General features: G+C 74.5%; 15 protein-coding genes. 3 read left to right on the top strand and 12 right to left on the bottom strand.

What is annotated here, in order from left to right:
* Positions 1 to 241: 241 nt before the first annotated feature.
* The 4 genes from AC6EXY_RS01440 to AC6EXY_RS01425 form a co-directional block, all read right to left on the bottom strand.
* Positions 242 to 1,669, bottom strand: a complete 1,428-nt coding sequence (locus AC6EXY_RS01440) for a vWA domain-containing protein (protein ID WP_101835553.1) — start codon at positions 1,667 to 1,669, stop codon at positions 242 to 244.
* Positions 1,670 to 1,685: 16 nt separating this feature from the next.
* Entirely contained in the window at positions 1,686 to 2,579 is an 894-nt protein-coding gene (locus AC6EXY_RS01435) for an AAA family ATPase (RefSeq protein WP_101835555.1), read from the bottom strand.
* A 126-nt stretch (positions 2,580 to 2,705) separates the two neighbouring features.
* Entirely contained in the window at positions 2,706 to 4,331 is a 1,626-nt protein-coding gene (gene aceB, locus AC6EXY_RS01430) for a malate synthase A (RefSeq protein ID WP_101835557.1), read from the bottom strand.
* 181 nt (positions 4,332 to 4,512) lie between these two features.
* Positions 4,513 to 5,772, bottom strand: coding sequence for a glutamate-5-semialdehyde dehydrogenase (locus AC6EXY_RS01425; RefSeq protein WP_101835559.1), 1,260 nt, complete (start codon positions 5,770 to 5,772; stop codon positions 4,513 to 4,515).
* 344 nt (positions 5,773 to 6,116) lie between these two features.
* Here AC6EXY_RS01425 and AC6EXY_RS01420 point away from each other — a divergent pair, with 344 nt between their 5' ends.
* Both AC6EXY_RS01420 and AC6EXY_RS01415 read left to right on the top strand, forming a co-directional pair.
* Positions 6,117 to 7,316 (top strand): exonuclease SbcCD subunit D, encoded by a 1,200-nt coding sequence (locus tag AC6EXY_RS01420; protein WP_101835561.1) that lies wholly within the window; start codon positions 6,117 to 6,119, stop codon positions 7,314 to 7,316.
* A complete protein-coding gene (locus AC6EXY_RS01415; RefSeq protein WP_499816940.1) occupies positions 7,316 to 10,444 on the top strand; it encodes an AAA family ATPase in 3,129 nt (1,042 codons plus the stop codon). The genes AC6EXY_RS01420 and AC6EXY_RS01415 overlap by 1 nt, the downstream gene beginning before the upstream one ends.
* A 25-nt stretch (positions 10,445 to 10,469) precedes the next feature.
* Here AC6EXY_RS01415 and proB read toward each other — a convergent pair whose 3' ends face one another.
* The 4 genes from proB to rplU all read right to left on the bottom strand — a co-directional run bounded on the left by proB (position 10,470) and on the right by rplU (position 13,957).
* Complete coding sequence (proB, locus tag AC6EXY_RS01410) at positions 10,470 to 11,582, bottom strand: glutamate 5-kinase (protein WP_101835565.1); 1,113 nt, start codon at positions 11,580 to 11,582, stop codon at positions 10,470 to 10,472.
* A gap of 110 nt (positions 11,583 to 11,692) precedes the next feature.
* Complete coding sequence (gene obgE / locus AC6EXY_RS01405) at positions 11,693 to 13,258, bottom strand: GTPase ObgE (protein WP_499816941.1); 1,566 nt, start codon at positions 13,256 to 13,258, stop codon at positions 11,693 to 11,695.
* Positions 13,259 to 13,365: 107 nt separating this feature from the next.
* Entirely contained in the window at positions 13,366 to 13,635 is a 270-nt protein-coding gene (rpmA, locus tag AC6EXY_RS01400) for a 50S ribosomal protein L27 (RefSeq protein WP_101835569.1), read from the bottom strand.
* A 4-nt stretch (positions 13,636 to 13,639) separates the two neighbouring features.
* Positions 13,640 to 13,957: a 50S ribosomal protein L21 gene (rplU, locus tag AC6EXY_RS01395; protein ID WP_101835571.1), complete on the bottom strand. Its 318-nt coding sequence runs from the start codon at positions 13,955 to 13,957 to the stop codon at positions 13,640 to 13,642.
* Positions 13,958 to 14,351: 394 nt separating this feature from the next.
* Between rplU and AC6EXY_RS01390 the strand changes: the two genes are divergently transcribed.
* Entirely contained in the window at positions 14,352 to 14,954 is a 603-nt protein-coding gene (locus AC6EXY_RS01390) for an MFS transporter (RefSeq protein WP_499816942.1), read from the top strand.
* A 380-nt stretch (positions 14,955 to 15,334) separates the two neighbouring features.
* Here the strand turns inward: AC6EXY_RS01390 and AC6EXY_RS01385 are convergent, their stop codons facing one another.
* The 4 genes from AC6EXY_RS01385 to rodA all read right to left on the bottom strand — a co-directional run bounded on the left by AC6EXY_RS01385 (position 15,335) and on the right by rodA (position 23,607).
* Entirely contained in the window at positions 15,335 to 19,387 is a 4,053-nt protein-coding gene (locus AC6EXY_RS01385) for an Rne/Rng family ribonuclease (RefSeq protein WP_499842277.1), read from the bottom strand.
* Between the two features lie 115 nt (positions 19,388 to 19,502).
* On the bottom strand, positions 19,503 to 20,264 hold the full coding sequence (locus AC6EXY_RS01380; protein ID WP_101835575.1) for a TIGR03936 family radical SAM-associated protein: 762 nt from the start codon (positions 20,262 to 20,264) through the stop codon (positions 19,503 to 19,505).
* Positions 20,248 to 22,329, bottom strand: coding sequence for a TIGR03960 family B12-binding radical SAM protein (locus AC6EXY_RS01375; protein ID WP_101835577.1), 2,082 nt, complete (start codon positions 22,327 to 22,329; stop codon positions 20,248 to 20,250). Before AC6EXY_RS01375 ends, AC6EXY_RS01380 begins: the two co-directional genes overlap by 17 nt.
* 42 nt (positions 22,330 to 22,371) lie before the next feature.
* Positions 22,372 to 23,607 (bottom strand): rod shape-determining protein RodA, encoded by a 1,236-nt coding sequence (gene rodA, locus AC6EXY_RS01370; RefSeq protein ID WP_101835579.1) that lies wholly within the window; start codon positions 23,605 to 23,607, stop codon positions 22,372 to 22,374.
* Between the last annotated feature and the right edge of the window lie 67 nt (positions 23,608 to 23,674).

Below are 23,674 nucleotides of genomic sequence, written 5' to 3'. Positions count from 1 at the left end.
ATCACCTCCGGTGGCCACCCGGCCGTCCACCGGCGCGGACCGTTCCGCGCATCACCGTCCACTCTCCCCCGCCGCCCAGCCCAAGGACACCCCGGGCCCGCCCGCCGCGGCGAGGGCCACGCCGTCAGCCCGCCTCGTGAATACTCCTCCTCGCCCCAACGCCGCCAGGAGTTCCCGTTTGGACCGACACACCGCGGGCCGTCCACCTGCTGCCCGTGAGAACGCGGCGGGCAGACGGCGGTCAGGAGGGGAGGATGCGTTCGATGAAGTCCTGGAGCTGCTCGACGTTGCGGCATTCGACCATCTCGTCGACGAGGTTGGCGTAGACGTCGGTGGCCGAGTCGCCGGAGCCCCAGTAGCCGCGGGGCTCCGGGTTGAGCCAGTAGGAGTGGCGGGCCTGCGCGCACAGCTGGCGGAACACCGGCGCGGACGTCGGCCGGTAGTTGTTGCGGGCGTCGCCGAGGACGAGCAGGGAGGTGCGCGGGCCCACCGCGTCCGGGTAGCGCTCGGCGAAGACCTCGATGGCGTGGCCGTAGTCGCTGTGCCCGTCGAGCCAGACCAGGTCGGCCTCGCTGGAGATGCGCGCCATCATGTCGCCGAGGTCGAGGCCACGCAGGAAGCGGCTCACCTCGTCGGTGGTGTCGATGAACGCGAACGCGCGGACCTTCGCGAACTGCTCGCGCAGGGCGTGGGTGAGCATCAGGGTGAAGTGCGCGAACGACGACACCGAGCCGGAGACGTCGCACAGCACGACGAGCTCGGGCTTGTGCGGCTTGTGCGGGCGGTGCTTCGTCTCGACGGGCACGCCGCCGGTGGCGAGCGACGCGCGCACCGTGCGTCGGAAGTCGAGCCGGCCGGCACGGCCGAGGCGGCGGCGCGCGGTGAGCCGGGTGGCCAGGCGCCGGGCCAGCGGGTACACCTGCCGGCGCAGGTCGACGAGGTCACGCTGGGAGGCGCGCAGGAACTCGACCTGGTCGGCGAGCGGCTTCACGGCGGTGCGCTCGACCGCGTCGATGCCGCGTTCCTCCGCCATCCGCCGGCGCACCTCACCGGCGACCATGTCCTCGAACGCCCGGATGCGGTCGGCGATCGTCTGGCGGGCGACCCGTTCGGCGAGCCCGCCGCGCTCGGCGTCGCCGAGCAGCGCGGACAGCAGGTCGGCGACGAGTGTCTCGGCGGACATCGCCCGCAGCACCCGGTAGAGGAACCACGACCTCCCGGCGCTGCCGAGGCCCGCGCCGAACGATCCGACGGCCTGGCGGGCCAGTGCCCGCAGCGTCTCGTCATCGCCGTCGCGCAGCGCGTCGAGCAGGTCGGCGCGCAGCGCCTGGCGCAGCGCGTCGAGCTCCTCGGGGGTGAGATCGCGGGCTGGTGCCTCGCTGTCGGTGGGCGCCCCGTCGGCCGCGTCCCCACCGTCGCCGGCCCGCGGGTCGTTGACCCCGTCGCCGATCCGCGGGGGGAAGTACAGGTCGAACAGCGTGTCGAAGGCAGGACGGTACAGCGGCCGCTTGCACATCGTCGCCGCGAACGCCTCCCGCACGGCGTCCCGGTCGGCCCAGCCGAGCGCGCCGATCGCGGCGGCGGCGTCCACCGTCTCGGCGCTGCTGACCGGCACGCCGGCACGGCGCAGCGCGGCGGTGAAGTCGACGGTGCGGTCCAGCAGGTTCATGCCGGCGTCCTCGGGGTCAGTTCGCGGCGAGCTTGAGGTGGTCGATGGCGCGGGCGTGGTCGCTCGCATGCTTGAGGACGACGCCGAGGGTCGAGGCGACGGCGGCCTCGTCGAAGGTGTCGAAACCGAGGGCCAGCACGGTGTGCGCCCAGTCGATCGACTCGGCGATGGACGGCGCCTTCTTCAGCTCCATCGCACGCAGCGCCCGCACGATGCGCACCAGCGACTCCGCCAGCTTCTCCGGCAGGTCGGGGACGCGGGCGAGCACGATCTCCTTCTCCCGCTCGGCGCTGGGGTAGTCGAGGTTGAGGTAGAGGCAGCGCCGCTTGAGCGCCTCGGACAGCTCGCGGGTGGCGTTGGAGGTCAGGACGACGAACGGGCGGCGCGCGGCGGTGATCGTGCCGAGCTCGGGGATCGTCACCTGGAAGTCCGAGAGCACCTCCAGCAGCAGGCCCTCCACCTCGACGTCCGCCTTGTCCGTCTCGTCGACGAGCAGCACGGTGGGCTCGGTGCGGCGGATGGCCGTCAGCAGCGGACGGGAGAGCAGGAACTCCTCGCTGAAGATGTCGTCGTGGGCCTGCTGCCAGCCCTCGCCGCCATCGGCGTCGGACCCGGCGCCGGCCTGGATGCGCAGCAGCTGCTTCTTGTAGTTCCACTCGTAGAGCGCGCGGGCTTCGTCGAGCCCCTCGTAGCACTGCAGCCGGATCAGCTCGGCGCCCACCGAGCTCGCCAGCGCCTTCGCGAGCTCGGTCTTGCCCACACCGGCGGGGCCCTCGACGAGCAGCGGCTTGTGTAGCCGGTCGGCGAGGAAGACGGTGGTGGCGATCGCCTCATCCGCGAGATACCCGGTCGCGCGCAGGCGCTCTCGCACGTCCGCGACGTCAGCGAACGCGTGTTCCTGAAGCGGCATGGCTACCTTCCGTCCCCACGTCAAGCATCGCAACGTCCATAGTGCCAGCAACGCGCCCCAGACGCGGCACTACGTCATGCGCGTACCGTTTGGGCAGTTTTGCACCCACAGCGCGAGCGGAGACGGTCAGTCGATCCGCTCGTAGGCCGGCAGGGTGAGGAACTCGGCGAACGTGTCCCCGAGGGCCGTCTCCTCGAAGACCGCCGCCGCGTCCTTCCACCGGCCGCCGCCGAAGGCGTCCGCGCCGACGGTGTCGCGGATCTCGTCGAGCACCTCGGCGAGCGTGGCGCGCACCAGCTCGGCGGTGACCGGCCGGCCGTCCTCGAGCGTGGCGCCGGCCGCGATCCACTGGAAGATCTGGCTGCGGGAGATCTCGGCGGTGGCCGCGTCCTCCATCAGGTTGTCGATGCCGACCGCGCCGGTCCCGCGCAGCCAGCTCTCCAGGTAGCGCACGCCGACGCTGACGTTGCCGCGCAGACCCGCGGCGGTGATCGAACCCGGGGTGGCGCGCACGTCGAGCAGCTCGGCGGCGCTCACCGCGACCTCGGGCCGCTGCCGCGTGAGCTGGTTCGGCGCGTCCCCCAGCACCGCGCTGAACACCTCGGTGCACACCGGCACCAGGTCGGGATGGGCCACCCAGCTGCCGTCGAAGCCGTCGCCGGACTCCCGCTCCTTGTCGGCGCGGACCTTCGCCAGCGCCACCGCGTTGACCTCCGGATCACGCCGGGACGGGATGAACGCCGCCATCCCGCCGATGGCATGGGCACCGTGGCGGTGGCAGGTCGACACCAGCAGCTCGGTGTAGGCGCGCAGGAACGGGACGGTCATCGTCACGCTGTTGCGGTCGGGCAGCAGGAACTCCGCCGGCCGGGACGCGAATGTCTTGATGGTGGAGAACATGTAGTCCCAGCGGCCGGCGTTGAGCCCCGCCGAGTGTTCCCTCAGCTCGTAGAGGATCTCCGCCATCTCGAACGCGGCCGGCAGCGTCTCGATGAGCACGGTCGCCCGGACCGTGCCCACCGGCAGGCCGAGCTCGGCCTGGGCGGCGGTGAACACGTCGTTCCACAGCCGGGCCTCGAGGTGGGACTCCATCTTCGGCAGGTAGAAGTACGGGCCGACGCCGGCGGCGAGCAGGGCCCGCGCGTTGCGGAACAGGTGCAGGCCGGCGTCGAAGAGGGCGGCGACGATCGGCTCGCCGTCGACGACGACGTGCCGCTCGGGCAGGTGCCAGCCGCGCGGGCGCACGACGAGCGTCGCGGTCGTCTCGTTCAGCGCGTAGCGGCGGCCGTCCGGGGTGACATGGGTGAGCGTGCCGGCGATCGCCGCGGTGAGGTTGAGCTGCCCGCCGACCATGTTCGCCCAGGTCGGGACGTTGGCGTCCTCCAGGTCGGCCATGAACACCTTCGCGCCGCTGTTGAGCGCGTTGATGAGCATCTTCGCGTCGGTCGGCCCGGTGATCTCCGCGCGACGGTCGACGAGGCCCGGCGCGGGCGGGGCGACCTGCCAGTCGCCGGCGCGGACGTCCGCCGTCTCGGCGAGGAAGTCCAGGCTCGCGCCGGCGGCGATCGCGGCGCGCCGGGTGGCACGGGCGGCGAGCAGCTCGTCGCGGCGGGCGGCGAACGTGCGGTGCAGGCCCGCGACGAAAGCGACCGCGTCGTCGGTGAGCACCTCGTCGACCTGCGCCGGGCTCAGCCCCGGCACGTCCCGCACGACGGTGACCCCCTGCGTGCTCACGCCGTCCAACGCGCCCATGCCCATCCCCTTCCTGCGGTGACCGGCGGGTTCCGAACCGCCGGGCGCCGCCGGCGCCCCGCTCCCGCCTTCCCCAGTCTCGGGGCTGGACCGGGCGCACGCACCCGTTGGCGCCTCGGATCACGGCTGTGGGCACGGTCCCGCGCGCTGTCCTCGGACGCGGCCGGCACGCTTCGCGCGGTCAGCTCACCAGGTGGCCGTCACCGATGCCCACCCAGGTGGTGGAGGTGAGCTCGGGCAGCCCCATCGGGCCGCGGGCGTGCAGTTTCTGGGTGGAGATGCCGATCTCGGCGCCCATCCCGAAGCGCTCACCGTCGGTGAACCTGGTCGACGCGTTCACCATCACCGCAGCGCTGTCACAGGTCGCGACGAACCGCTGGGAGGCGCGCAGCGACCGGGTGACGATCGCCTCGGTGTGGCCGCTGCTCCATCGGCGGATGTGCGCGACCGCGTCGTCGAGGGACTCCACGACGCGCACGGCCATGTCCAGCGAGAGGTACTCGGCGGCCCAGTCGTCGTCGGTGGCGGGCACGGCGGCCGGGTCGATGGCGCGCACCGCCTCGTCGCCGTGCACGGTCACGCCCGCCTCGCGCAGCGCCGCCAGCACCCGCGGCAGGAAGGCGGCGGCCACGTCCCGGTGGACCAGCAGCGTCTCCGCCGAGTTGCACACCGAGACCCGCTGCGCCTTCGCGTTCACCGTGATGGCGAGGGCCTGGTCGAGATCGGCCTCCGCGTCGACGTAGACGTGGCAGTTGCCGACTCCGGTCTCGATCACCGGGACCGTCGACTCCTCGACCACGGCGCGGATGAGCCCGGCGCCGCCGCGCGGGATGAGCACGTCGACCAGGCCGCGCAGACGCATCAGGTGCTTGACCGACTCGTGGTCGAGCCCCGGCACGAGCTGTACCGCGTCGGCCGGCAGCCCGCCGGCGGCGGCCGCGTCACGCAGCACGGCGACGAGCGCGGCGTTGGAGCGGGCGGCCGAGGCGCTGCCGCGCAGCAGCACCGCGTTGCCGCTCTTGAGGCACAGGCCGGCGGCGTCGACCGTGACGTTGGGGCGGGCCTCGTAGATGATCCCGACGACGCCGAGCGGGACGCGCACCTGGCTGAGCCGGATGCCGTTGGGCAGCACCGAGCCGCGCACCACCACGCCGACCGGATCCTCGAGCGTCGCGACCTGGCGCAGCCCCGCGGCCATCGCCTCCAGGCGGGCCGGGGTGAGAGTCAGCCGGTCGACCATCGCGCCGGCGGTGCCGGCGGCGCGGGCGGCGTCGACGTCCTCGGCGTTGGCGGCGAGGATCTCCACCGACCGGTCGAGCAGGGCGTCGGCCATCGCGAGCAGGACGCGGTCCTTGTCCGCGCGGCTCGTCGGGGCGAGCTGGGCCGCAGCCGCCCTGGCGCGAACCGCAACGTCTCGGACAGCCTCCGCAGAGGTGCTCATCTCGGACCCTCCATCAGTGCGGGTGCCGCGGCGCGACCCACCCTCCTGAGGCTACCGGCGCCCGAGCACCGCCGCGCCGTCTCCCGGACGCCCGCCCGCCGGCGTCCCGTCGCCACGTCTACATCAAGATCCGAGGCGCCAGCCGCAGCTACACGATCGACTGCATCCATGACCCCACGAAGTCGACCTGGTGCGCGTGATGGCCGACGACCATGATTGCCGGCCAGGACTGCGCGCCGCCTACACCGCCTGGCCCCCGCGCGACGGTCACCCAGATGGACCGATCACGGCCGGGATCGACCCCCGTTGCCGGCCGGGCGCCCCCGCCTGCCTAACGTGCTCGCATGCTCGCCCTGCACACCTCCGACTGGCATCTCGGCCGCGGGCTGCACGGCCACGACCTGCTCACCGCCCAGGCCGCGTTCGTCGACCACCTGGTCGAGGTCGTCCGCGCCGAGGCGGTCGACGTCGTGCTCGTCTGCGGCGACGTGCACGACCGGGCGATCCCGCCGGTGCGCGCGCTCGAACTGTTCGACGAGGCGCTGTCGCGGCTGCGCGACGCGGCCACCCGGGTCGTGGTGATCAGTGGCAACCACGACGCCGCCCGCCGCCTCGGCGACAAGGCCGGTCTGCTCGACCCGCGCATCCGCATCCGCACGGATCCGTCGGCCCTGGCCCGGCCAGTCGTCCTCGACGACGCCCATGGCCCGGTGCGGATCTACCCCGTCCCGTACCTCGAACCCGCCGTGGCCCACACGCTGCTCCCCGAGCCTCCCGACGAGAACGACGAGGACGAGAAGGAGGACGAGGACGAGAAGCAGGTGGTGGCCCGGCCGTCGCCGGTGGCGACCATGGGGCGGGCGATGCGGGCCGTGCGCGCCGATCTGGCCGGGCATCCGGGGGCTCGTTCGGTCGTGCTCGCGCACGCGTGGGTGACCGGGGGCGCGGCCAGCGACAGCGAGCGGGACATCTCGGTCGGTGGGCTCGGCAACGTGCCGGCGAGCCTGTTCGACGGCGTCACCTACACGGCGCTCGGCCATCTGCACCGCCCGCAGGCGATCTCCCCCGCCGTGCGCTACAGCGGGTCTCCGATGGCGTTCTCGTTCTCCGAGGCGTCCGACCGCAAGGCGTCGCTGCTCGTCGAGTTCGGCCGTGACGGGCTCGGGGCCGTGCACGACGTGCCCGCGCCGGTCACGCGCCGCCTGACCGTGCTGCGCGGCACCCTCACCGACCTGCTGGGCTCGCCCGCGTACGCCGCGCACGAGGACGACTTCGTCGCCGCCGTGCTGACCGACCCGGTGCGGCCGATGGAGGCGATGGCCACCCTGCAGCGCCGCTTCCCGTTCGCGCTGCGCCTGGCGCACGAGCCGCCCGCCGGCGAGGGCGACGAGCGGACCTTCGGCGAGCGGACCCGGGGCCGCACCGACCTGGAGATCGCCATCGCGTTCGTCGCGCACGTGCGCGGGTCGACGCCCACGGACCGGGAACGGGCGCTGCTCGCGCAGGCGCTGGACGCGGCCCGGCTCGCCGAGGACGCTGCCTGATGCGCCCGCACCGGCTGAGCCTGGAGGCGTTCGGCGCCTTCCCCGGACGCGTCGACCTCGACCTCGACCAGGCAGGCGCCGGGGGCCTGCTGCTGCTGTGCGGGGAGACCGGCGGCGGTAAGACGACCCTGCTCGACGCGCTCGGCTTCGCCCTGTTCGGCGAGGTGCCGGGCCTGCGCGGCAAGCTGGCCGGCGGCCCTGACCTGAGGTCCCATCACGCCGGGGCGTCGGTGCGGCCGTGGGTGAGCCTGGAGTTCACCGTCGCGGCCGAGCGGTACCTGATCACCCGAAGTCCCGCCTGGGACCGGCCGCGGCGCGGCGGCGCCACCTCGCGGACGCATCCCACCGCGACGTTGGAACGCCGTGTCGGCGGCGGCGAGTGGGAGACGCTCGCGACCCGCCCGCAGGACGTCGGGCACGAGATCGGGCTGCTGCTCGGGATGACGCACGACCAGTTCTTCCAGGTCGTGATGCTGCCGCAGGGCCGTTTCGCCGACTTCCTGCAGGCCGACCACGACGACCGGGAGAAGCTGCTCAAGCGGCTGTTCCGAGTCAGCCGCTTCGAGTTCACCGAGCAGTGGCTGCACGACCGGGCCAAGAACGGCCGCGCCGACCTCGACGAGGCGACCGCCGACCTGCGCCGGGTCGCCGCCCGCGTCGCCCAGGCCGCAGCCGTGCCCGAGCCGGCCGAGGACGCTTTCGACGACCCGGCCTGGGCCGCCCAGCTGGCCATCACCGCCGCTCAGGAGGCCGCGGCGGCCGACGCCGCGCGGGAGGCGACCCGGGCCGCGCTCGACACCGCCGAGGCCACGCTGCGGGCCACCCGCGAGCTCGCCGGCCGCGTCGCGCGCCGCCGGGCGCTGACGGCCCGCCGCGACGAGCTCACCGCCGACCAGCCCCGCGTCGACGCCCTCGCCGCGACCGCCGACGCCGCCCGCCGCGCCGCCGTCATCACTCCGGCGCTGACCGAGCTGCGCCGCCTCACCGACAGCGCCCGCGACACCCGCGAGCTCGCGGACGCGGCCCAGCGCACGCTGGCCGAGCACCCCGCCGACCTGCTGCCGGCCGAGGACGCCCACGCCGGCGACATGATCGCGCGGCTCACCGCCCAGGCGCGGGCCGCCCACGTCGAGATCGGCCGGTTGGACGGGCTGACCCGTGCCCTCGACGACGCCGAGCGCGACGCCGTCGAGGCCAGCGCCGCCGCCGCCGAGGCCGCCGCGCACCACCGCGAGGCGGACACCCTCGACGAGCGGTTGCGCACCGAGCTGCCCGCGCTTCGCGCCGCCGCCGACGCCCGGGTCGCCGCCGCCCGGCAGGCCACCACCACCCTGCCCGGCCTGGTCGAACGTGCCCGCTGGGCCCGCGAGCTCGCCGAGGCCGTCGACGCCCATCGCGACGCGGTCACCGACGCGGACACCGCGGGCACAGCCGCCCACGCCGCCCGGGCCCACGCCGACGAGGTGCGCCGGGAGCGGATCGACGCGATGACGGCGGAGCTCGCCGCCGCCCTCGTCGACGACACCCCCTGCCCGGTCTGCGGTTCCCTTGACCATCCCGACCCGACCGAGGTCCGGGCCCGCCCGGTGAGCAAGGACGAGGAGATCACCGCCACCCGGGAGGCGGACCGGCTCGCCGCCGACGCCGCCGACGCCGTGGGCACCGTCCGCCGCCGCGACGAACGCGTCCGCACCCTGCACGCCGAACTCACCCGCACCTCCAGCCTGACCGACCCGACCGACCTGACCGACCCGACCGACCCGACCGACCGGACCGACCCGACCGACCGGACCGACCCGACTGATCTGGCTGACCTGGCTGACGTCGACGCGCTCCCTGGCGTCGAGCAGCTGCTGGACGTGTCGGTGCCGGCGGCGTCGCACGGCCTGACGACGTTCGTCGACACGCTGGACGACGCCGTCGTGGCGCGCACCACCGCCGCGGCCGATCTCGTCGGCGCCGAGGCGGCACAGCGCGACGTGCAGGAGGCGGAGCGGGACACGGCGACCCAGCTCGCGGCGCTGCGCACGGCGGCGGCCTCGGCGCGGCGGCGCGCGTCCGACGCCCGAGACCGTTCCACCCGTGGGTTCGCCGACATTCCGGACGGCCTGCGGGATGGTGACGCCCTCGCCGGCCGACTGGCAGCCATACACTCCCTGGCCGACGACGCCGAGGCCGCCCGCGGCGCCGAGCTCGCCGCCGAGCAGGCCCGCACCACCCACGTCGACGCCGGGCTCGCCACGCTCGACCTCGTCCGGCAGGCCGGGTTCGCCGACCTGGACGAAGCCGCCGCGGCCGGGCGCGACGCCGCCTGGCTGCGCGACACCGACGCCGAGGTCCGCGAGCGCCGCGACGAGCTGGCCGCCCTCACCGCCGCCCTCGCCGGCAACGAGCTCGCCGTCGACCCCGAGGCCGCCCTCCCCCTCACCGAGCACGAGACGGCCACCGACACCGCCCGCACAGCCCACGAGCAGGCCGTCGCCGCCCAGGCCCAGGCCACCCAGCGGGCCGCCGAACTCGCCGAGCTGCACGCCGAGCACGCCGACGGCCTCGAGGCGCTGGGCCCGCTGCGCGCCGGCGTCGAGGAGCTCGTGCACCTGGCGGACCTCGCCGCCGGAAGGGGCGGCAACACCGCCGGCATGCCGCTGTCGAGCTTCGTGCTCGCCGCCCGGCTGGAGGAGGTGGCGGCCGCGGCCAGCCGGCGCCTCGCCGCGATGAGCTCCGGCCGGTTCACCCTCGTTCACGACACCGAGGCCCGCCGGGACAAGCGCCGCCGCGCCGGCCTCGGCCTGCTCGTCGAGGACGCCTGGACCGGCCGACGCCGGCACACCCGGACTCTCTCCGGCGGCGAGACGTTCCAGGCGGCGCTGTCGCTGGCCCTGGGGCTCGCCGACGTCGTCACCGCCGAGACCGGCGGGCGGCGCCTCGACGCCCTGTTCGTCGACGAGGGCTTCGGCACCCTCGACGCCGACAGCCTCGACGAGGTGATGAGCGTCCTCGACGAACTGCGTTCCGGCGGCCGTCTCGTCGGCATCGTCAGCCACGTCACCGAACTCCGCCAGCGCATCCCCCACCAGATCCGCGTCATCAAGGAGACCGCCGGCAGCCGCGTCGAGACGACGGCGTAGTCCCGCCGCTGGCGGCGACCACGGGTCAGCGGGAGGGCAGGAGGAGGACGAGGTCGTCGCGGTGGATGACCTCGCGTTCGTAGGAGGGGCCGAGGTCGGCGGCGAGTTCGGCGGTGCTGCGGCCGAGCATGACGGGCAGCTCGGCGGCGTCGAAGGCGACCAGGCCGCGGGCGACGGGCTGGCCGTCGGGGTCGACGAGGTCCACCGGGTCGCCGGCGGCGAAGTCGCCGTCCACGGCGAGGATGCCGGCGGGCAGCAGCGACGCCCGGCGGCGCACCACGGCGGCGACCGCCCCCGCGTCCAGGCGCAGCCGGCCCTCGGGGGCGGTGGCGTGCGCGAGCCAGAGCAGCCTGGAGGCGCGGCGCGGGCCGGTCGGGTGGAACACGGTGCCGACGTCGTCGCCGCGCAGCGCGGGGGCGGCGTTCGCCGCCGAGGTGATGATCGCGCGCAGCCCGCCGGAGGCCGCCATCCGCGCCGCCTCGATCTTGGTGGCCATGCCGCCGACGCCGACGCCCGCTGTGCCCGTGCCGCGCGCGGTCAGACCGGCGAGGTCGGCGTCCGAGCGGACCTCACGGACCAGGTTCGCCGGGCCGAGCCGCGGGTTCGCGTCGTACAGGCCGTCGACGTCGGAGAGCAGCACCAGCAGGTCGGCCGAGACCAGGTGGGCGACGATCGCGGCGAGCCGGTCGTTGTCACCGAAGCGGATCTCCTGGGTGGCGACCGCGTCGTTCTCGTTGATGATCGGGACGACGCCCAGCTCCAGCAGCCGGTCCAGCGTCGTGCGCGCGTTGCGGTAGTGGGTGCGGCGGATGACGTCCGTCGCCGTGAGCAGCACCTGGCCGACCCGGAAGCCGGCCCGGCCGAACGCCGCCGCGTAGCTGTGGACGAGGGAGCTCTGCCCGACGCTGGCCGCGGCCTGCTGGGTGGCGAGGTCACGGGGCCGCTTCGACAGGCCGAGCGGCGCGAGCCCGGCGGCGATCGCACCCGACGACACCAGCACCAGCTGCCCGGCCCGGGGCAGCAGCGCCTCCACCAGCCGCTCCAGCCGCGCGACGTCCAGGCCCCCGGCCGCTGTCGTGAGCGATGACGATCCGACCTTCACGACGACCCGCTGCGCCTCGGCCACGAACGCACGCACGCTACACCCTCCGCGCCTCGTCAGACTGCGGTCAATCGAATTCCAGGGGCACGGAGCCCGCGGGGCACCCGCCGGACGTGCGGGTCAGCAGGCCCCGATCGGCGCGGAGATCAGACGTCCGGCTCGGCGGCAGCACCGGAGACGCCAGCGGTCTCCGGCTCGGTGTCGTCACCCGCGTGGGCTCGGCGGGCGCGGGCCATCCGCTCGGCGCGGGTCAGCCGCACCGACGTCCGCAGCCGGTCGTCGCTGCCACGCGGGCCCAGATGCACGTCCACGTCGCCAGCGCTGCCCGGCCGCGACACGACCGGAGCACCGGCGGTCCCGCCGACGGTGGCCACACCGGCCTCGCCCGCGCTGGTGGGATCGGCGCCGGTGAGGCCGCCGCCGCTGAGGGTCGGCTCCCAGTCGAAGGTGACGGCACCGATCGTGACCTCGACGCCCTCGACCGCGCCCTGGCGAGCGAGTTCCTTCTCCACCCCAAGCCGGGCGAGCCGGTCGGCGAGGAAGCCGATGGCCTCGTCGTTGGAGAAGTCGGTCTGGCGGACCCAGCGCTCCGGCTTCGCACCGGTGATCAGGAATCCGTCCCCGCTGGGCGACACGGTGAAGTCGGGTTCGTTCACCGCCCGGGGGCGCAGGACGACCCTGGTCGCGGTCGGCCGCGGCGCGGTCGCGCGGTACGCGGCGACCCGCTCCGCGAGCGCCAGTGACAGCGCGCGCACCCCCTGCCGGGTGGCCGTGCTGACTGCGAACACGTCGAGGCCGCGGGCCCGCAGGTCGGGCGTCACCAGCTCGGCCAGTTCGGCGGCGTCCGGGACGTCGATCTTGTTGAGGACGACGAGACGCGGCCGGTCCGACAGGTCGGCGGAGTAGGCGGCGAGCTCGGCCTCGATGACGTCGAGGTCCGTCAGCGGATCGCGGCCCGGTTCCAGGGTGGCACAGTCCAGCACGTGCACGATCAGGGAGCAGCGCTCGATGTGGCGCAGGAACTCCAGGCCCAGCCCACGACCCTCGCTCGCCCCCGGGATCAGTCCGGGCACGTCCGCCACCGTGTACGGCGGGTGGTCGCCGGCCTGGGCGACGCCGAGGTTCGGCACCAGCGTGGTGAACGGATAGTCCGCGATCTTCGGCTTGGCGGCGCTCAGCACCGACACCAGGGATGACTTGCCCGCGCTCGGGAAGCCGACGAGGGCCACGTCGGCCACTGTCTTGAGCTCGAGGACCGCGTCGAGCAGCTCACCGGGCTCCCCCAGTTCGGCGAACCCGGGAGCCTTGCGCCGGGCCGAGGACAGCGCCGCGTTGCCGCGCCCGCCGCGCCCGCCGCGGGCGAGGACGTACGCGCTGCCCACTCCGACGAGATCGGTGATCTCCTCTCCGTCGGCGGACAGGACGACAGTGCCGTCCGGCACCGGCAGGACGAGATCCTCCCCGTCGGCGCCGTGCCGGTTCGAGCCCTGCCCGGGCCGACCGCGCGAGGCCCGCTGATGCGGGTGGAAGTGGAAGTCGAGCAGGGTCGTCACGCTCGGGTCCACGACGAGGCGGACGTCACCGCCGCGGCCGCCGTCCCCGCCGTCGGGGCCGCCCAGCGGCTTGAACTTCTCCCGGTGGATGGAGGCGCAGCCGTGGCCGCCATCTCCGGCCGCCGCGTGCAGTATCACCCGGTCGACGAAACTCGACATGACACCGCCTCCTCTCCCTCGTCATCGTCATCCCGCCAGGGCGAACACCAAACCGCGCGCATCACACCCGGACGGGATGATGCGCGCGGTGGAAGATCAGCGCCTGGTCAGGCGGCGGTGGCCGCTACCTCGGCGACGATGTTCACGACCCGGCGGCCACGCCGGTGCCCGAACTGCACGTGCCCGGCCGACAGCGCGAACAGCGTGTCGTCCTTGCCCCGGCCGACCAGCTCGCCGGGGTGGAAGTGGGTGCCGCGCTGCCGCACGATGATCTCGCCGGCCTTGACGAACTGGCCACCGAACCGCTTCACGCCGAGGCGCTGGGCGTTGGAATCCCGACCGTTGCGCGAGGAACTCGCGCCCTTCTTGTGCGCCATGGCGTCAGGCCTTCCCGGTCTCGATGCCGGTCACCTTGAGCCGCGTCAGCTTCTGGCGGTGTCCCTGACGCTTGTGGTAGCCGGTCTTGTTCTTGAACTTGTGGATCCGGATCTTCGGACCCTTGACGACGCCGACCACCTCGGCGGTCACCTCGACGGACTGAAGGGCGTCCGCCGCGTGGGTGACCGAGTCACCGTCGACGAGCAGGAGCGGCCGAAGGTTCACGGCCGCGCCCGGCTCTCCGGAAAGGAGCTCGACGTCGACGACATCGCCGACGGCGACCCTGTGCTGCTTGCCGCCGCTGGCAACGACCGCGTACACCAGATCTCCCTGCTGTTGTTATGCCGCTGTGACCGCGCGGGATCAGATCCCCCGCGGAGCTTTGGGTCGCGCGCCTGCCACCCGGCACCCGCTGGGCGGCCGGACGGCGACTCCCCGACGGGCCGGCCAGCGGGCCGAGCTCAGTCCGGAGGAACACGCGGCCTTCACCTTACAGGTCATCCGCGGGTGGATGACGGCGGGGACCCGGCGCGTGGACCGGAGAGCGGCCATCAGCGGCCTGTCCCCCGCAGACGGGCCATGTCGTCGGATGACCCAGAAGGGCCATGGCGAACCCTCCCGGACAGGGAGAACCATAGACCGTCCACACGGCGCGGTCCGCGCCGGAACGCGGTCTTTCGAGGCCGGACACGACGTCGGGTCGGGGGTGACGGACATGGTCTGGCAACTGCTGGTCTGGGCCGCGGGCGCGGGGGCGGCCGGCGCGCTGGCCGTCGTCTGCCGCCCCGCCGCGGCCGCCGCACGCCACCACGGCTCGGTGCCCGGCACCGTGCCGGCCGCCACTGGAGCGCTCGCGGTCCTCGTCGTCACCGGTCTCGCCCTGACGGCGTTCACCGGCCTGCCCACCTGGGCGGGCGTCTGCTGGCTGCTCGGCACCGCGGCGGCGGCGGGCTGGATCGCCCTGCGGCGCCGGGATCCGGCCGCCTGGGGCCTGGCCACGGCGGCGGATCGCCCGCCGGCCGATGCCCCGGAGCTGGCCGCCGCCGAGCTGGCCACCGCCTCCCAGCCCGCCGTCGCGGTGGAGGCGCCGCGGCGGATGAGTCCGGATCTGGCCGATCAGGACGATCTCGTCCAGTCCCTGACGATCGCCTCCTACGCGCTGCAGATGGGCGATGCCGGCCGGGCGCGCCAGGCCGTCGAGGCGGCGCTGTCCCGCTCCCGGGCAACGCTGGACCTCCTCCTACGCGAGGATGCCGGTCGCGGCTTCGTGCGCTCCACGCCGGCCGCGCAGAGTTCGGCGGGCCCGACCGCCGCCTGAGGACCACACCGGATCCCGCAGAGTCGTTGTCACGGCGGACCGTGGCAGGGTTTTGGCAACGTTTCACGGCGGCCGTGTCGCGAACAGGTGGACAAACCGGACACGACACGCGGGGTTCGCGACATGGTGCCGCTGGCCCCCCACCCGCGCTTCCCACCTATGGGAAGGAAGTCCGCCCGACATGCGGAGACTGACTGGGAACAGCCGACGCCGCTGCTGATCGCGGCCGCTCCAGGGGATCTGCTCAACCATCCGCGGCTCCCCGGGAGCCACGCATAGGGAGAGGTTGCGGCGCCGGTCCGCCGCCACGCGGACCAGGCACGCCCGCCGCCGGTGCCAGGATGTGCCCGGCACCGGCGGCGGGTGCGTCGATCAGCTCGTCAGCTGGCCGAGTCCTCGGCCGCCGCGGGCGGCACGGACTCCAGGGGCTCCGCGGTGGGCTTGGACACCGGCCGGGAGGCCCGGCGCCGACGTCCCCGGGCGGGCTTGCCGGCAGCGCCGCTGTCCACCGTCGCCAGGCTGTCCGGATCATCGGAGTTGGCGTACACCGGCGTGGGTGCGTCCAGCACCGCCGCCGCACCCGCGGCGTGGTGACCGTTGCCGTTCACCGCGGGGTTGCCGTTCACCGCGAGGTCGCCGTTCACCGGGATGCCGTCGCCCGAGGGCACCGACCCGGCCGCCGCCGTCAGTTCCGCGGCGGCCTCTGCACCGAGCGGGGCCGCGCTGTCGCCACCCGTGCCGGGCGCGGCGCTCGCCACGGACCGGTCTGGCTGCGCGGCCGCCCCGCCTTCGCCGTCCACGCCCGTGTCGGGCCCGTCCGGCTCGGCCGCCGCGCCCGTGCGCGACGATCCGCCGTTCTGGCTGGTGGTGGCGACCAGGGCGGGCCCGCCCGCACCGCGCCCGGCGCGCGAACGCCGGCCGGAGCCCGAGCCCGCCGCCGCCGGCTCGGCCGGCCCGGTGCCGCCGGCGGCCGCGGCCTGCCCGTTGGTGTGGGCGCCACTGCCGCCCAGGTGGATGACGACGCCGCGGCCGCTGCAGTGCACGCAGGGCTCGCTGTACGCCTCCAGCAGGCCCTGGCCGACCCGCTTGCGGGTCATCTGGACCAGCCCGAGGCTCGTGACCTCGGCGACCTGGTGGCGGGTGCGGTCCCGGCCGAGGCATTCGGTGAGCCTGCGCAGCACCAGCTCCCGGTTGCTCTCCAGGACCATGTCGATGAAGTCGATGACGATGATCCCGCCGATGTCGCGCAGCCGCAGCTGCCGGACGATCTCCTCGGCGGCCTCCAGGTTGTTCTTGGTGACCGTCTCCTCGAGGTTGCCGCCCTTGCCGGTGAACTTGCCGGTGTTGACGTCGATCACGGTCATCGCCTCGGTGCGGTCGATGACCAGCGACCCGCCCGAGGGCAGCCACACCTTGCGGTCGAGTGCCTTCGCGAGCTGCTCGTCGACCCGGTAGTCGGTGAAGACGTCCCCGGTGCCGGTGTAGCGGCGGATGCGCGGGCGCAGGTCCGGGGCGACAGTGTCGATGTACTCCTCGATCGTCTGCGCCTCGCCGGAGCCCTGGACGACCAGCTCGGTGAAGTCCTCGTTGAAGATGTCGCGGATCACCCGCACGACGAGGTCGGGCTCGCCGGAGAGCAGCGAGGGTGCGGACGCCTTCTTGGACCGGCGCTGAATGTCGTCCCACTGCGCGGCGAGCCGCTCGACGTCGCGGGCGAGTTCCGCCTCGCTCGCGCCCTCGGCCGCCGTGCGCACGATCACGCCACCGTCCTCGGGCGTGATCTTCTTGAGGATGCTCTTCAGTCGCGCCCGCTCGGTGTCGGGCAGCTTGCGGCTGATGCCGGCGTTCTGGCCGTCCGGCACGTACACGAGGTAGCGGCCGGGCAGGCTGATCTGGCTGGTGAGCCGGGCGCCCTTGTGCCCGATCGGGTCCTTGGAGACCTGGACCAGGACCGACTGGCCGGACTTGAGCACCTGCTCGATCTTGCGCGGCCGGCCGTCGAGCCCGGAGGCGTCGTAGTTGACCTCGCCTGCGTAGAGCACGGCGTTGCGGCCCTTGCCGATGTCGACGAACGCCGCTTCCATGCTGGCCAGTACGTTCTGCACCCGGCCGAGGTAGACGTTGCCCGCGTAGGAGGCGGAGCTGGCCCGGGTGACGAAGTGCTCGACGAGGACGCCGTCCTCGAGCACGGCGATCTGAGTGCGGTCGCCGGCGTGGCGCACGACCATCCGCCGCTCGACCGCCTCGCGGCGGGCCAGGAACTCCGCCTCGGTGACGATCGGCGGGCGGCGCCGGCCGCTGTCGCGGCCCTCCCGGCGCCGCTGGCGCTTGGCCTCCAGCCGGGTGGATCCGCTCAGGCCGCGGACGAGGTCCTCGTCGCGGCGGGTCTCCCGGACGTGCACGACCGTGTTCGGGGGATCGTCGACGACTCCGGCCTCGTCCCCACCGGCCCGTCGACGCCGGCGACGCCGCCGGCGGGATCCACCGGCGCGATCGTCCTCCGCGTCACCGTCACCGTCACCGTCGGCGTCGTCGGCATCGGTCGCCTCGCCGTCGGCGGCCGCGTCCGCCGCCGCGTCCCAGGAGTCGGCGTCCTCGCCGCTGTCACCGGCCTGTCCCTCATCGGCGTCGCCGAGGTCGGTGCCGTCCTCCTCGCCCCGGGCCCGGCCGCGGCCGCGGCGGCCACGGCGGCGACGGCGGGTCGAACCCGCGCCACCGGACTGCTCCTCGTCCTCGAACTCGCCGTCCTCCTCGCCCTCGGCGAGCTCGGCGGCGATCGTGAGATTCTCGTCCTGCTCGTCCTGCTCGTCCCGATCCGGCGCGGCGGCGACAGGCTGCTGCTCATCGCCGGCGGCGGACGGCGCGACGGGGGCGGGGGCGGGGGCGGGGGCGGGGGCGGGGGCGGACTGATCGGTTTCGTCGCGACGCCACCGCGGCTCGGCCGCCGGCTCCGGCGCCTGGAAGGTCACCATGGCCACGGGACGGCGGCGGGACTGCCGGACGACGGGCTCGACGGCCGGCTCCTCCGTGACACCGGTCCAGGTCGGCGCGGTCGCCCGGCGGGAGCGCGTACGGCGGGTGCCCGTCGGGGCCGGCTTGGAGTCCTCGGTCGACGCCTCCTGCGGGGCCGCCTCGGCGGCAGCGGCCGACCCCTGCACCGCATCGGCGGCGGCGGACGCCGCCTTGTCCTCGTCAGCCTCCTCGTCGCCCGCAGCGGTGCGCTGCGCGGCATCGAGACCCCCGGCGGCCGTACCGGGCGGCGTCGAAGCCGCCGGTGCGGGCTGCGCCGAGATCGACCCGGCCGACGGGGCCTCGGCCACACTGGCCTGGGTCGCCGCCGGCTTCACCGGCTCAGCGACGGCGGGCTCGGCCGGGTGGGTACTCGCCGGGGAGACAGCGGGAGTGCCGGTGGCGGGCTGCGCCGCGGCGGCGTCGGGAGCGGGAACGACCGTGCCGGTGGTCGCCGCACGGCGACGGGTGGTCCGCGCCCTGGTCCGCGGCGCCGCGGCCTCGCTGCCGGCCGGCTGCGCGGCCGTCGTGCCGGCGGCTGCCAGCTCAGGACCGGCCGGCCCGGCCGCGCTCGGCTCGGGCGCGGTCTCCCCGCCGGCCGGCACCGCGGCGACCGGCTCGGCAGCGACCGGCTCGGCGGCGACCGGGGGTGCCGGCGGGGGGCTGGCCGGGGCGGACGTGGCACGACGGGCTCGCGTGCGCCGGGTCTTTGGCTCCGGCGCCGCGGTCGAGGCGGCGTCGGCGGTGCCGTCGACGGCCGGCGCCGACGCGGCGGAGGCCTCCGAGGACTCCGCGACGGAGGCCTGACCGCTGCCGCCCGCGCTGGACACGGGCTCGGCGGCCGGCGGAACGTCGGCCGCGGCGACCTCACGGACCGCGCGGCGACTCCGGGTGCGCCGTGCCGGCTGGGATGGCTCGGCGGCCGGGGCGCCGGCGGCCGGGTCAGCGCCCGCGGTGCCGTCGACGGCCGCGACCTCCGGCGTGCGGGCGGCCACGGACAGGACATCGGTACTCGCCACCGGCGTGGCGGCCTCGAGCGGGGAGGTGGGGACGGACTCGGTGTCGGCGTCATCGGCCAGCTGGGTGGCGGACTTCGCCCTGGCGGCGCGCGTCGTCCGGGTCCGGGTCGTGGCGGTGCTCGCACGGCGCCGCCGCGTGGTGGTCGGCTGCTCGTCCGCGGAGGCGTCGCCGCTGGCCGCGGGCCCGCCGTCGGCCGCGGGTGCGGCCACGGGTGCGGGTGCGGGTGCGGCCGCGGGTGCGGCCGCGGGTGCGGACGGATCCGCGGTGCCGGCGGCAGCCTCCGAGGCGGCCTCGCCGTGGTCGTCGACGGGCGGCCCCGCCGCCCGGCCGGCGGCCCGGCGCCGACGCGGCGCGGGGCGAGTGGATTCGAGCTCTGTCTGAGTGATCAGTTCATCGTCGGGCACGGGTTAAGAAGCCTTTCGGGCTCCCGGGCGCGCTGCTGGTGCAGTCGCGACCGCGCAGAAGCCGCTGTCTCGGTCCGGCGCGAGTGCCGCCGGGAAATCCTGCGACGCCCTGCAGTCACGCTGAGGAACAACCCACTGGCCGGCCAGCATCGTTGCGGTCCGGCGCCAGCGGATCCGCCAGCGTGCCATCGTCGAGCAGCCGGCCCTGTTCCAGCCGGGTGGGCTCGGGAGGCGCCGACGGGCGCAGACCGGCTACCACGTCCAGGGCGGTCAGCACGTCGTCTGGTCGCACAGCGGGCGTCGTGTGCCGCGCGACCAACTCCAGTATCGCACATGTGTCGTTCTCTGCACGACCAACGGCCGAGACCACGGCGCTACGCACGTCGAACCGGCGCCTGCCGTCCTTGGTCGCGCGCTCGACCTCGACCTCCTCGCGGCCCAGCAGCGCGGTCACGGCGGCGCTCAGCGCCGGCTCCGCGACGGTGGGCAGCCGCACCCGCCAGCGCGAGGCGTCGATCCGTTCCGCCAGTCCTCCGCCGCCCGCCACGACCGCGTCGACCACGTCCAGGCCGCCCGGCAGCGCCGCGTCCAGCGACGCCCGCAGCCACCCCGGATCGACCGCGGTGGCCAGCGCGAACTCGACGTACTCGGCCTCGCTCGCCGCCGCGGTGGGCGCCGCGCCCACCCAGGAGATCCGGGGATGGGGACTGAACCCGGCCGAGTACGCCATCGGCACCTCCGCGCGGCGCAGCGCCCGCTCGAAGGTGCGGGCCACGTCCCGATGGGACAGGAAGCGCACCCGGCCCCGCTTGGCGAAGCGCACCCGCACCCGCTGCACCACCGGCGGGGGCGGGGGCCCCTCAGGCCGGCGTGCCACTGCCCACCACCGGAGGGACGTCGACCGCGCCACCCGCCCCGGCACCACCCGCCGCGGCGGCGCCGGGTGCGCCGGGTGCGCCGGCGGCCCGCGCCGTCGAGGCCTGCGCGGCACTGGCGGCATCCCCGGAGCGGGCCCCGGCCGAGACGCCGACCACGGGCAGCAGCGAGCGCCCGGTCGGGCCGATCTGCGTGTCGGTGCCCATCGTCGGGCAGACCCCGCAGTCATAGCAGGGCGTCCAGCGGCAGTCATCGAGCTCGTTCTCGCGCAGCGCCTCCTGCCAGTCCGCCCAGAGCCAGTCCCGGTCCAGGCCCGCGTCGAGGTGATCCCACGGGAGCACCTCGCGCTCCTCGCGCTCGCGGGTCGTGTACCAGTCGAGCGAAACGCCGAGCGGCTCGAGCTCGGCGGCGCAGGCCGTCTCCCAGCGGGGGAAGGAGAAGTGCTCGTTCCAGCCGTCGAAGCGGCCGCCTTCGCGCCAGACCCGCTCGATCACGGCGCCGACCCGACGATCCCCCCGGGCCAGCAGGCCCTCGATGATCCCGGGACGGCCGTCGTGGTAGCGGAAGCCGACGGCGCGGGCGATCTCCCGGTCGGCGCGCACGGTGTCGCGCAGCAGCTTCAGCCGCGCGTCCGTGACCTCGTGCGACGCCTGGGCGGCCCACTGGAACGGGGTGTGCGGCTTGGGCACGAACCCGCCGATGGACACCGTGGCGCGGATGTCGCGCTGCCCGCTGGCCCTGCGGCCGGCCCGGATCACCTCCCGGGCCAGGTCCGCGATCTCCAGCACGTCCTGGTCAGTCTCGGTGGGCAGGCCGCACATGAAGTAGAGCTTCACCTGGCGCCAGCCGTGCGCGTAGGCGGTGCTCACGGTGCGCACCAGGTCCTCGGCGCTGACCATCTTGTTGATGACCCGGCGCAGCCGCTCCGAGCCACCCTCGGGGGCGAAGGTCAGCCCGCTGCGCCGGCCGTTGCGGGAGAACTCGTTGGCCAGCGTGACGTTGAACGCGTCCACCCGGGTGGAGGGCAGGCTGAGCGAGATCCTGCTGTCCTCGTACCGGTCGGCGAGCCCCGTCGCGATCCGGCCGATCTCGGTGTGGTCGGCGCTGGACAGCGACAGCAGGCCCACCTCGTTGAACCCGGTCGCCCGCAGCCCGGCGTCGACCATGGCGCCGACCGTCTCGATGTTGCGCTCGCGCACCGGACGGGTGATCATCCCAGCCTGGCAGAACCGGCAGCCACGGGTGCAACCGCGGAAGATCTCGACGCTCATCCGCTCGTGCACCGTCTCGGCGAGCGGCACCAGCGGCGCCTTCGGGTACGGCCAGGAGTCGAGGTCGGACAGGGTGTGCTTGCCCGGGCGGGCGCAGATGTCGTCCCGGTTCGGTGTGACGGCGGCGATGCGCCCGTCGGGGCGGTAGGAGACGTCGAAGAACGCCGGCACGTAGACCAGCCGCCGCCGGGCCAGCCGGGCGAGCAGCTCGCCCCGGCCGCCCGGCGCGCCCTCGGCCTTCCAGGCCCGCACGACGTCACAGATGCCCAGCACGGCCTGCTCGCCGTCGCCGAGGACGACCGCGTCGACGAAGTCCGCGATCGGCTCCGGATTGAACGCGGCGTGGCCGCCGGCCACGACGATCGGCGAGCCGTCGCCGCGGTCCCGCGCGTGCAGGGGGATGCCGGCGAGGTCGAGGGCCGTCAGCAGGTTGGTGTAGCCGAGCTCGGTGGAGAAGCTGACGCCGAACAGGTCGAAGTCGCCGACGGCGCGGTGCGCGTCGACCGTGAACTGGGGCAGGCCGTGCTCGCGCAGCAGCGCCTCGAGGTCCGGCCAGACGGAGTACGTCCGCTCGGCGAGCACGTCGGGCTGCTCGTTGAGGATCTCGTAGAGGATCTGCAGGCCCTGGTTGGGCAGGCCGACCTCGTAGGCGTCCGGGTACATCAGGCACCAGCGGACGGCGGCCGACGCCCAGGGTTTGACGATGGAGTTCCCCTCGCCGCCGACGTACTGCACGGGCCTTCGCACGCGCGGGAGCAGCGGCTCCAGGCGAGCGAACAGCGACTGTCCGGACATGCGTGCGAGCCTACGGCACCTGGCGGCGCGGGCTCCCCCGCGTCACAGAGCGTAGGGATCGGATCGTGATCGCAGTCGCACGTTCTGCAGCAGACCCACGGCGGTCATGTTCGCGAACATCGACGAGCCGCCGTAGGACAGGAACGGCAACGGCAGCCCGGTCACCGGCATGATCCCCAGGCACATCCCGATGTTGACGAACGACTGGAAGGTGAACCAGCAGACCACGCCGGTCGCGATGAGCGCCCCGAACGAGTCCTGGGAGGCGAAGCCGATCGACAGCGCCCGCCACAGCACCACCCCGAGCAGCACGATCACGCCGCCCGCGCCGAGATAGCCCAACTCCTCACCGGCGACGCTGAACACGAAGTCGGTCTGCTGCTCGGGCACGAACTGACCCTGTGTCTGCTGCCCGTGCAGCAGGCCACGCCCGGAGATCCCCCCGTTCGCGATCGCGATCATCGCCTGGGAGACGTTGTACCCGGTCCCGGAACTCGCCTTGTTCTCCGAGACGAACGACGTCAGCCGCGCCTCCTGGTACGGCTGCAGCAGATGGAACTGCAGGATCGCGCCGCCGAACAGCACCCCGCACAGGATCAGCCCGAGCACCCAGCGCCTTGGCGCCCCGCTGACGGCGAGCATGCCGAGGATCGTGAACACGAGCACCATGACCGTGCCGAAGTCCGGCTGGAGCATGATCAGGCCGATCGGCACCACGGTCAGCCCGAGCACGACCAGCACATCACCGTGCCCGGGCGCGCTGTGCCGGATCCCGGTGTGGCGGTCCTCGTGTTTCTCCCCCAGGATCATCGCCGCGCCGACAACCAGCGCCACCTTCGCGAACTCGGACGGCTGCAGCTGGAACCCGGCCGGCAGCACGATCCACGAGTGCGCGCCGTTGATCGTCGAGCCGAGCACGAGGACGGCGACCAGCCCGAGCAGTGACCCCAGGTAGACGAACGGCGCGTAGGCGCGCAGCACCCGGTAGTCGACGACGGTCGCCACCGCGCCGAGCACGAGGCCGATCGCCAGGTTCAGCAGATGCCGCTTGAGGAACGTCTGCGGATCGCCGCCGCCCTCACCGAGGCGCTGGCGGGTCGCCGACCAGACCAGCAGCGCGCCGATCACGGACAGCGCGACGACGCAGAGCTGCAGCGTCCAGTCCAGCCGCCGCAGCGGCGAGTGACGCCCCGACGCCCGGTCCCGCAGCTGCCCCATCCGGCCGCGCAGCGGCACCGGGGACGAGCGCAGCGCGGTCGGCCCGGCTTCCTGTGACAACGCCTCCTCCTGTCTCCCGATTCACGTCGCTGGGCTGGGCTGGTGCCGGCGGGCGGCGGGGCTGACG

This window comes from Frankia sp. RB5 (assembly GCF_059816245.1).
The sequence above is the reverse complement of the archived record's forward strand: the minus strand, read 5'-3'. Positions and strand labels throughout refer to the sequence as shown.